This is a genomic window from Streptomyces sp. NPDC087845 (assembly GCF_044742755.1).
Lineage (GTDB): Bacteria > Actinomycetota > Actinomycetes > Streptomycetales > Streptomycetaceae > Streptomyces.
This window is the reverse complement of sequence record NZ_JBIUVC010000037.1, coordinates 18,925-28,589: the sequence shown is the minus strand read 5'-3', so window position 1 is coordinate 28,589 and position 9,665 is coordinate 18,925. Positions and strand designations below refer to the sequence as shown.

The window sequence follows — 9,665 nt, the reverse complement described above, 5'->3', positions numbered from 1 at the left end:
GGGGGGACCCTGTGGGAGAGTAGGACGCCGCCGAACTCCTTTTGTGAGAAGCCCCGTGCCCTTGTGGCACGGGGCTTTTCTGCGTTCAGAGCCCGCCCGGACGACTCCTCTTCCTGGCGGGCTTTTTTGATGTGCCGGACTGGGGTCTCGATGGGGATCTCGGGTTGAGGTTCAGAGGTGTCAGAGGCGTCCCGTCTCCTTGAGAGCCAGGTAGGCGTCGGCGAGAGCCGGGGCGAGGTTGTCCGGGGTGGCATCGACGACCATCGCACCGCGGCGCTGGAGCTGCTCCGCGGTGCGGAGCCGTGTTGCGCGGGCCTGTGCGCCGGCCGCGGCCTCGTACACCGCGTCCACGGTGCCCCGGGCTCCCGCCATCCGCTCGATGTGCGGATCGGCCACTGAGGCCACCAGCACCGTATGGCGCTGGGTCAGTCGGCGGAGGACAGGCAGCAGGCCCTCTTCCACAGGGGCTGCGTCCAGACCGGTGAGAAGCACGATCAGAGAGCGGCGAGGTGCGGCGGCAAGCACGGCAGCGCTGAGACCTCGGGCATCCGTTTCCAGGAGTGCCGGTTCGACCGGTGCCAGGGCATTCACCATGGCGGACAGAACGTCTCCTGCGGGCCTGCCCTGGACCTGGGCGCGGATTCGGCGGTCATAGGCGAGCAGATCCACACGGTCGCCCGCACGAGTGGCCAGGGCAGTGAGAAGCAGGGCCGCGTCCAGAGCGGCGTCGAGACGGGGCACGTCGCCGACACGCCCTGCCGACGTACGACCTGTGTCCAGGACGATGAGGATGTGACGGTCCCGCTCGGGGCGCCATGTCCGCACCGCGACGGCGGACTGACGCGCCGTCGCTCGCCAGTCGATGGAGCGCGTGTCGTCGCCGGGAACGTACTCACGCAGGCTGTCGAACTCCGTGCCCGCTCCGCGGGTGAGGACGCTGGTGCGGCCGTCGAGCTCCCGGAGCCTGGCGAGGCGGGACGGCAGATGCTTGCGGCTGGTGAAGGGCGGCAGGACGCGTACCGTCCACGGAACTTGGTGATTTCCTTGACGGGCCGCAAGTCCCAGAGGCCCGAACGACCGGATGCTGACGCGTTCGGCTCGGCGGTCGCCGCGCCGTGTCGGTCGCAGCGTGGTGGTCAGCCGGCGACGTTCCCCCGCCGGGATCGTCAGTGCGTGACGGGACGCGGCCTGCTCGGTGCCGGTGGGCCAGCTACTGGGCGGCCAGGCGTCGCGGAGGTGTGCCCGTAGGCGCCGACGGGAAGGGTTGGTCACCGTGAGTTGCACTTCGGCGGTCTCGCCGAGTCGAACGGTTGTATCACCAGATCGAGTGAAACGAAGCGTTCGCACTGGTGCAGCCAGGGCGTAGTCGCACAGAATTGCTAGGGAGAGCGGTGCATTGACCGCGAGCATGCCTGTCCAGCTCGGGGCCAAGATGCCTACAGGGAGTGACCCCAGGGCGGCCAGGAAGGCAGTACGTCCGGTAAGGGCCACGGTCACTGCCTCATCGGGGTACGGGGGTGTGGGCGAGGACCGCGGTGATGACGGAGTCGGGGGTGACCCCCTCCATCTCCGCCTCGGGTCGTAGCTGGATGCGATGGCGAAGCGTGGGGAGTGCCAGGGCTTTCACGTCGTCCGGAATGACGTAGTCGCGGCCGGTGAGCCAGGCCCAGGCACGGGCGGTCGACAGCAATGCGGTAGCACCTCGGGGAGAGACGCCGAGGGAGAGCGAGGGGGATTCGCGCGTGGCACGGCAGATATCGACGACATAGCCGGTGATCTCGGGGGAGACCTTGGTCCGGGCAACCGCGTCTCGGGCGGCTTCCAGGTCGGCAGGGCCTGCGACGGGGCGTATGCCCGCCGACTTGAGGTCGCGCGGATTGAAGCCGTCGGAATGACGGGTGAGGACGTTGATCTCCTCGTCGCGGGACGGCAAGGGCACCGTCAGTTTGAGGAGAAAGCGGTCCAGTTGGGCCTCGGGAAGGGGATAGGTGCCCTCGTACTCGACGGGATTCTGCGTGGCGGCCACGAGGAAGGGGTCGGGCAGGAGCCGAGGGGTTCCGTCGACGGTGACCTGGCGCTCTTCCATCGCCTCCAGGAGGGAGGACTGCGTCTTGGGAGGAGTGCGGTTGATCTCGTCGGCGAGCAGCAGGTTGGTGAAGACGGGGCCGGGCTGGAAGGAGAACTCCGCTGTGCGGGCGTCGTAGACGAGTGAGCCGGTGACGTCGCTCGGCATCAGGTCGGGGGTGAACTGGACGCGCTTGGTGTCGAGTTCGAGCGAGGCGGCGAGAGCCCGGACCAGGAGGGTCTTGGCCACGCCGGGGACGCCTTCGAGGAGGACGTGGCCTCGGCAGAGCAGGGCGACGACGAGCCCGGTGACTGCCGGGTCCTGGCCGACCACGGCCTTGGCGATCTCGGAGCGCAGCGCTTCCAGGGATGCGCGGGCTGTGTCGCCGTTCCCGAGAGTGTCGGTAGTCCCGGCGGGCACTGGGGGCGGGGCGCTCATGACGTGCGTACCTCTCTTTCGAGGGTGTCGAGTTGATCTGCCAGATGTACAAGAGCGGCGTCGTCGGACGGGGCAGGTCCGAAGAGCACAGTGGGGAGATCGATGTCGGTGGTGGTGAGGCGGGCGGAAACGGCAGGGATGAGTGTGGCGGGGGAGTGGGCCTCGCGTGGGGGGACGCCGACGAGTGGGGCCATACGGACGCGGGTGGCGGAACGTAGCGAGTCGGCGGCCCGGTCGCGGGCGTTCGCCCTGCGGTAGAGGCGGGCCCGTCCCTCGGTGGATTCTGAGGCGCGGATGGCCACGGGCAGCTGTTCGGTCACCAGGGGGCCCAGACGACGGGCGCGCCAGATGGCGGCGAGTACAGCGGCGAGTGCGAGTTGCAGGGTGCCCCACAGCCAGCCTCGGGGGATCAGGTCGGCGAAGCTGCGGTTGTCGCGGGCGCCGTCGTCGCCGTTCCCGGTGGCAGCAGAAGTGTCGGTGAGCGAGGGGAGGTACCAGACCAGATGCGGGCGGGAGCCGAGGAGTTGGAGCGCCAGGGAGGCATTGCCCTGGTTGCCGAGCCGGTCGTTGTGGAGGAGGTCGGGGGCACCGAGGAGCACGGTGTCGCCCGCTCCCTGTTTGACCAGGAGCAGGGTGGGGAGGCCGTCGCTCGGGAAGCAGGCGAGGGTGTCGAGGCCGTTCGAGGCGTAGCGGAAGCCTCCCGTCTCGGCGTCGCCGGCGTTGCGAGCAGCGGGCAGGGAGCACCGAGCGGCGCGGGTGGCCACCGGTCCTGCGGGCTCCGCGCGTACGCCGGGGACCAGGGTGCCCACGGACGTCGGGCCTGCCGCGAGAAGAACGGTGCGGCCGGCCGATTCGGCGGTCGCGGCGCGGAGGCCGCGCTGCTGGTGCGGTGTCAGCAGATCGGGGGAGGTGACGAGCAGCGTGGTCTCGGGGCCGACCTGGGCTGCGGCCTCGTCGAGCGTCGTGACCACCTGGACGGAGACGCCGCGGTCCTTGAGGAGCTCGGCGACGGCCCGGCTGCCGTAGGGGTCGGCGGAACGGGGGTCGAGGCGGCCGTGCTGGTCACCGGAGCGCACGGCTGCCAGCGCGATTCCGGCTGCGACGAGCAGGAGGAGGGCGAGAAGCAGACCGCGGGTGCGGGTCCAGATCTGGTGCGGGGTGAGAGATGCCGAGGTGGGGGCGGCGGTGGCCTCGGTCATTCGGCTGCTCCCTGGGCCGCGGGTGTCAGGAGAGGTTTGGCGGTCTCGAGATCGAGGTCCAGAGCCCGGACGGCCAGGTACGCCTGCTGGTCCGCGGTGCGGCCGCCGTATGTGACGTCGTCGAATTCTCTGGCGGCGGCGTGGAGGCGCGTGGCGTGTGCGGGCAGTGGACGGCCCGCTTCGGCGGCGGCCTCGTCCGCGGTGCGCCCGGGGCGGGGCGCGAGCAGGGCGCGCTCTTCGAGGGAGCGGACGATGGCGCGCATGCGCTCCTGGACCGCCTCGTTCCAGCGGTGGGCGGCGGCATGGGCCTCGGCGGCCGCCCGGTGTTCGGCCGCGCTGCGGGGGCTGTCGTCGAAGAAGAGGGTGTCGGCGGAACGCGCCGTGCGGTGCGGGGTGCCCAGCCGCCACCAGAGCGCGGCGACCAGGCCGATGACGACCAGCACGAGCACGACAAGCCCGAGTGGGCCGCCCGGTGCGGCGCCGGAGGCCGTGTTCAGCAGATCGCCGATCCAGTCCCAGAGCCGGTCGAGACCGCGCTGGAGGAGGTTCGGATCGTTCTCGTGGTACATCGGCTTGGACAACTCGTGCTTCGCGGCCTCGCGGGCTGGGACACGCGGAGTGTCCACGGGTATGTCGCCGCCCGCTCGGATCAGTAGCCGTGCTGCTGTCGTGCCCCCCGCCCCCGACACGGCATCAGCTCCTGGTGTCGTATCCGGGCAGGCCCGCTGCCCGGGCGAGATCGAGGTCGAGTGCTTCGCGGCGGATGCGCTGATCGACGTAGAGCAGGGCCATCACACCGGCGGAGAGCGGGTAGGTGATCGTCGCGGTGATCACTTGGCCGATGCCCGAGACGATCAGGAACGGCCAGCCGAAGTTCGTGGAGCCGTTGGTGAGGACGGAGCTGATGCCGCCGTCGTCCACGGTCATCGCGATGATGCCGAACGGGATGGCGATGATCACGGACACGATGAGAGTCAGCAGCCAGGTCAGAGCCAGGATGCCGAAGGTCCGCCACCAGGCGTTCCTGACCAGCTTCGCGGAGCGGCGCATGGAGGTCGTGATCGATTGCCGCTCCAGCATCAGCGCCGGCGAGGCGAGACAGAAGCGGACCATCAACCAGATGACGACGACGGATGCGGCCAGGAAGCCGATGACGACGAGTCCGGCGCCCGTGGTGGAGCCGATGAGCATGCCCGGCAGCAGGCCGGCCGCCATGACGGCGGCGCCGATCAGGGTCAGCAGCATGGTCAGACCCAGCAGCGGGGCAAGCCGGGTCCGGGCCTCGGCCCATGCGTCGGAGAGAGTCACCGGGCGGCCCAGCACCGAGCGGCTGATCACCACGGTCAGTACGGATGTCGTGACGAGCGTGGCGATCAAGGTGATGAGCAGGGACGGCACGCTGCTGATCAGTGCCGACTGAGCCGAGTCGGCGGACTGCCTGAGCGCTTCCGAGCCGGTGGCGTGCGGATCGATCGCCGGAGGTTCCGGCAGCAGGTAGCGCTGCACGAGAATGATCGCGATCTGGGCGATCACGGCGACGGTCAGGGTGATGCCGAGGACCGTGCGCCAGTGGGCGCGCATCGTGGAGACAGCGCCGTCGAGGATCTCGCCGACGCCGAGTGGCCGCAGCGGGATGACACCGGGCTTGGCCGCAGTGGGCGGGCGGCCCCAGCCCGCGCCGTTCGGTCCGCCGCCCCAGGGGCCCTGAGCTCCTCCGCCCCAGCCCGGGGCGGGGGGAGGCGCACCGGGACCCGCCCCCGGAGCGCTGGGTGCGGTCCACTGCCCCGCGGGCGGCGGTGTGGGAGAACAGTTCCCTGCCGGGCCGCTGCCGTCGATGGGCTCGGAAGGCCGGGGGACGCCCGCCTCCTGGCCGTCGGAGGGGGCAGATCCGGGCGAGGCCCAGCCCGGAGTGTCGTTCATTCTCGCTCCTTCACGGTCCTGTCCGCTCATCGGGGCGGCAGGTTGCCAGCCATCGTGCCACGCGTTGCTCCGCCACGGGCCGGGCGTTCCACCTCCTTCGTCCCTTCATTTGCGGGCGGCTCACGGGGCAGACTGGGCGGATGGCTGATCAGGACGCGCAATCGCCGGTGGGCATCGAGCCTCCCGCGCTTCCCGTGCTGCGCTGGGACGAGCTTGTGGAAGGCCCTGCGCTGGTGCTTCTCGACCAGACCCGGCTGCCTGCCGAGGAGGCCGAGCTGGTGTGCACCGATGTTCCCGCGCTGGTGCGGGCGATCCGGACGCTGGCGGTGCGCGGGGCGCCCCTCCTGGGCATCGCGGGCGCCTACGGAGTGGCTCTCGCGGCCGCACGGGGAGACGACGTGGCGGAGGCCGCGGGGTTGCTGGAGCGGGCGCGGCCCACCGCGGTGAATCTCGGTTACGGGGTGCGGCGCGCCGCCGGGGCGTACCGGGCGGCCGTCGAGAAGGGGGCGGAGCCGGAGCGGGCCGCCGAGGTGGCGCTGGCCGAGGCCCGAGCGCTGCACCGGGAAGATGCCGAGGCCAGCGGGCGTATGGCACGGTACGGGCTTGCCCTTCTGGACGAACTGCTGCCCGATGGCGGACATCAACTGCTGACGCACTGCAATACGGGGGCGCTCGTCTCGGGTGGCGAGGGCACTGCCTTCGCTGTGGCGCTCGGGGCGCACCGGCAGGGGAGGCTGAGCCGGCTGTGGGTGGACGAGACCCGCCCGCTGCTGCAGGGGGCCCGGCTGACCGCGTACGAGGCAGCGCGCACGGGCATGCCGTACAGCTTGCTCACGGACAACGCCGCAGGTTCGCTGTTCGCCGCGGGGGAGGTGGACGCCGTGCTCATCGGGGCGGACCGCATCGCCGCGGACGGATCGGTGGCGAACAAGGTGGGGAGTTATCCGCTGGCGGTGCTCGCGAAGTACCACCACGTACCGTTCATCGTGGTGGCGCCGACCACGACCGTGGATCTGAACACCGCGGACGGGGCATCGATCACTGTGGAGCAACGGCCGGGGAGTGAAGTGACGGAGCTCACATCGCCAGGGGGCGGGGTGGCGGGCGGGGATGCCGGTGCGGTGCTCATGGCGCCGGTCGGAACCCTTGCGTACAACCCCGCGTTCGACGTCACACCGCCGGAGCTGGTCACGGCGATCGTCACGGAGGAGGGCGTAGTTTCCCCGGTCACGGGGGTCGGACTGGCAGAGCTGTGTGCCAGATCATCGCAGGTAACGATTAGCTAATGGGATGATGTCGATTATGAAGGGACGCGTCCTTGTCGTCGACGACGACACCGCACTGGCCGAGATGCTCGGGATTGTGCTGCGTGGTGAAGGGTTCGAGCCGTCGTTCGTAGCGGACGGCGACAAGGCACTTGCCGCATTTCGTGAGGCCAAGCCGGACCTGGTCCTGCTGGATCTGATGCTGCCCGGAAGGGACGGCATCGAGGTCTGCAGGCTGATCAGGGCCGAGTCGGGTGTGCCGATCGTCATGCTCACTGCCAAGAGCGACACGGTTGACGTGGTGGTGGGCCTGGAGTCAGGGGCCGACGACTACATCGTCAAGCCGTTCAAACCTAAGGAGTTGGTTGCCCGGATCAGGGCACGTCTGCGGAGGTCCGAGGAGCCGGCGCCGGAGCAGCTGGCCATCGGGGATCTGGTCATCGATGTGGCCGGTCACTCGGTGAAGCGGGACGGGCAGTCGATCGCCCTCACTCCGCTGGAGTTCGACCTGCTGGTCGCGCTCGCCCGCAAGCCGTGGCAGGTCTTCACCCGTGAGGTACTGCTGGAGCAGGTGTGGGGATACCGCCACGCCGCCGACACCCGGCTGGTGAATGTGCACGTTCAGCGACTGCGTTCCAAGGTCGAGAAGGACCCGGAGCGGCCGGAGATCGTGGTGACCGTCCGCGGGGTCGGTTACAAGGCCGGACCGAGCTGAGATGCCCCTGAGTAGCGCTGCTCCGCAGCCCGGGGAGCCGGGAGCCCGTGCGGAGCGGGCTGCTGGTCCAGGACACAGGGCGTCCCAGGTCGGGCGCCTTCTGCAGGGTGGCCGGTTCTTCCACGACCGGGCGCCCGGGGGCCCCGTGCCGCGACTGCTGATGCGCTGGGTGCGGCGTCCGCTGCTGCCCGCCGTGCGGCTGTGGCGACGCAACATCCAGTTGCGGGTCGTGGCGGGCACGCTGCTCATGTCGCTCGGTGTGGTGCTGCTCCTCGGGCTGGTAGTGATCGGGCAGGTGCGCAACGGACTGCTCGATGCGAAGGGCAAGGCTGCCCAGACCCAGGCCGCGGGCGGTTTCGCGGCGGCCCAGGAGAAGGCGAACGCCCCTCTCACCCCCGGCGGGCAGGGCGGCGACGCGTCGGACGGCACCACGGCCAACAATTCCTGGCGCACCGAGCTCGTCGACCAGCTCGCCAGCGGCGGCAAGAACGCCTTCAACGTGGTGGCGCTCAGCGCCGACGAGGGCACCCGTGCGCCGCGCGGTTCGGGCAGTGTGGAGGCGGCGAGCATCCCGCAGAGGCTGCGGGACTCCGTGAACAAGGGCCCGGGGGCGTTCCAGACGTACTCCATGATCCAGTACGCGAACGGACAGGAGCAGCAGCCGGGACTGGTCGTGGGCAAGCGGCTCTACGACATCGACCACAACCCGTACCAGCTCTACTACCTCTTCCCGCTGACGCAGGAGGAGAAGTCATTGACACTGGTCAAGGGCACGCTGGCGACTGCGGGACTGTTCGTGGTCGTGCTGCTCGGGGCCATCGCGTGGTTCGTGGTGCGGCAGGTCGTCACGCCCGTCCGGATGGCGGCGGGCATCGCCGAGCGGCTCTCCGCGGGCAGGCTCCAGGAACGGATGAAGGTCGCGGGTGAGGACGACATCGCCCGGCTCGGTGAGGCCTTCAACAAGATGGCTCAGAACCTGCAGCTGAAGATCCAGCAGTTGGAGGAGCTGTCCCGGATGCAGCGGCGCTTCGTCTCCGACGTCTCCCACGAGCTGCGGACACCGCTGACGACCGTACGGATGGCCGCCGATGTCATCCACGAGGCCCGCAGCGACTTCGATCCCGTGACGGCGCGCTCCGCGGAGCTGCTGGGGGACCAGCTCGACCGGTTCGAGTCGCTGCTCGCCGATCTGCTGGAGATCAGCCGGTTCGACGCGGGCGCCGCGGCGCTGGAGGCCGAGCCGATAGATCTGCGGCAGGTCGTCCGGCGGGTGATCGGCGGGGCGGAACCGCTGGCCGAGCGCAAGGGCACCCGGATCCGGGTGGTCGGCGACGAGCAGCCGGTGATAGCGGAGGCCGACGCGCGGCGGGTCGAGCGCGTCCTGCGCAACCTCGTGGTCAACGCCGTCGAGCACGGCGAGGGCCGGGACGTGGTGGTGCGGATGGGGGTGGCCGGAGGCGCGGTCGCCGTGGCCGTACGGGACTACGGCGTGGGGCTCAAGCCCGGCGAGGCGACGCGGGTGTTCAACCGTTTCTGGCGGGCCGACCCGGCCCGCGCACGGACGACCGGCGGTACCGGGCTCGGGCTGTCCATCGCCGTGGAGGACGCCCGGCTGCACGGCGGCTGGCTGCAGGCCTGGGGCGAGCCCGGTGGCGGTTCGCAGTTCCGGCTGACACTGCCGCGCACGGCGGACGAACCACTGCGCGGATCGCCGATACCGCTGGAGCCCGAGGACTCCCGGCGCAGCCGGGAGAGCCGGGAGCGGGCCACGGCCGCTCCCGCGACCGGGGACGAGCACCGGCTGACGGCGGTGCCGGTACAGCCCGGCGGCAGGGACCGGGGCGCGTTCCCCGTACCCTCACGTGCTCCCGTGGCCTCCCGGACGGCGCCGGCCTCGGTGCATCCGGCCGCCCTGCCGGGCAGCGGTGCACGGGTGGTGGCGCGTCCGGCCGAGCACCGGCCGGGCGGCGAGGCCGAGTGTGCAGTGAAGGAACCGGAGCGGGGGGAACCGAATCGTGGGCACTGACCGTCGCCGGGACGGCCGTGGACGGGTGCTGGGGCTG

8 protein-coding genes are annotated in these 9,665 nt (G+C 70.7%); 3 read left to right on the top strand and 5 right to left on the bottom strand.

Annotated elements, in window-relative coordinates:
- Positions 1-180: 180 nt before the first annotated feature.
- From ACIOMQ_RS40880 to ACIOMQ_RS40860, 5 genes are read right to left on the bottom strand one after another with little or no spacing between them, the layout of a single operon-like run.
- Entirely contained in the window at positions 181-1,491 is a 1,311-nt protein-coding gene (locus ACIOMQ_RS40880) for a DUF58 domain-containing protein (protein ID WP_401941392.1), read from the bottom strand.
- 10 nt (positions 1,492-1,501) lie between these two features.
- Positions 1,502-2,503 (bottom strand): MoxR family ATPase, encoded by a 1,002-nt coding sequence (locus ACIOMQ_RS40875; RefSeq protein ID WP_362209337.1) that lies wholly within the window; start codon positions 2,501-2,503, stop codon positions 1,502-1,504.
- The gene (locus ACIOMQ_RS40870; RefSeq protein ID WP_401268486.1) at positions 2,500-3,702 is read right to left on the bottom strand and encodes a DUF4350 domain-containing protein; all 1,203 of its coding nucleotides are present in this window, start codon (positions 3,700-3,702) and stop codon (positions 2,500-2,502) included. The genes ACIOMQ_RS40875 and ACIOMQ_RS40870 overlap by 4 nt, the downstream gene beginning before the upstream one ends.
- Positions 3,699-4,391 carry a DUF4129 domain-containing protein gene (locus ACIOMQ_RS40865; protein ID WP_401759973.1) on the bottom strand — a complete coding sequence of 231 codons (693 nt, stop codon included), beginning with the start codon at positions 4,389-4,391 and terminating at the stop codon, positions 3,699-3,701. Before ACIOMQ_RS40865 ends, ACIOMQ_RS40870 begins: the two co-directional genes overlap by 4 nt.
- Before the next feature lie 4 nt (positions 4,392-4,395).
- Entirely contained in the window at positions 4,396-5,622 is a 1,227-nt protein-coding gene (locus tag ACIOMQ_RS40860; protein WP_401941388.1) for a glycerophosphoryl diester phosphodiesterase membrane domain-containing protein, read from the bottom strand.
- 140 nt (positions 5,623-5,762) lie between these two features.
- Between ACIOMQ_RS40860 and mtnA the strand changes: the two genes are divergently transcribed.
- The 3 genes from mtnA to mtrB are packed head-to-tail and all read left to right on the top strand — an operon-like array spanning position 5,763 to position 9,628.
- On the top strand, positions 5,763-6,908 hold the full coding sequence (mtnA, locus tag ACIOMQ_RS40855; protein WP_401268481.1) for an S-methyl-5-thioribose-1-phosphate isomerase: 1,146 nt from the start codon (positions 5,763-5,765) through the stop codon (positions 6,906-6,908).
- Between the two features lie 4 nt (positions 6,909-6,912).
- Positions 6,913-7,602, top strand: coding sequence for an MtrAB system response regulator MtrA (mtrA, locus tag ACIOMQ_RS40850; RefSeq protein WP_205375139.1), 690 nt, complete (start codon positions 6,913-6,915; stop codon positions 7,600-7,602).
- 1 nt (position 7,603) lies between these two features.
- Positions 7,604-9,628, top strand: coding sequence for an MtrAB system histidine kinase MtrB (mtrB, locus tag ACIOMQ_RS40845; protein WP_402192778.1), 2,025 nt, complete (start codon positions 7,604-7,606; stop codon positions 9,626-9,628).
- The last annotated feature ends 37 nt before the right edge of the window (positions 9,629-9,665 follow it).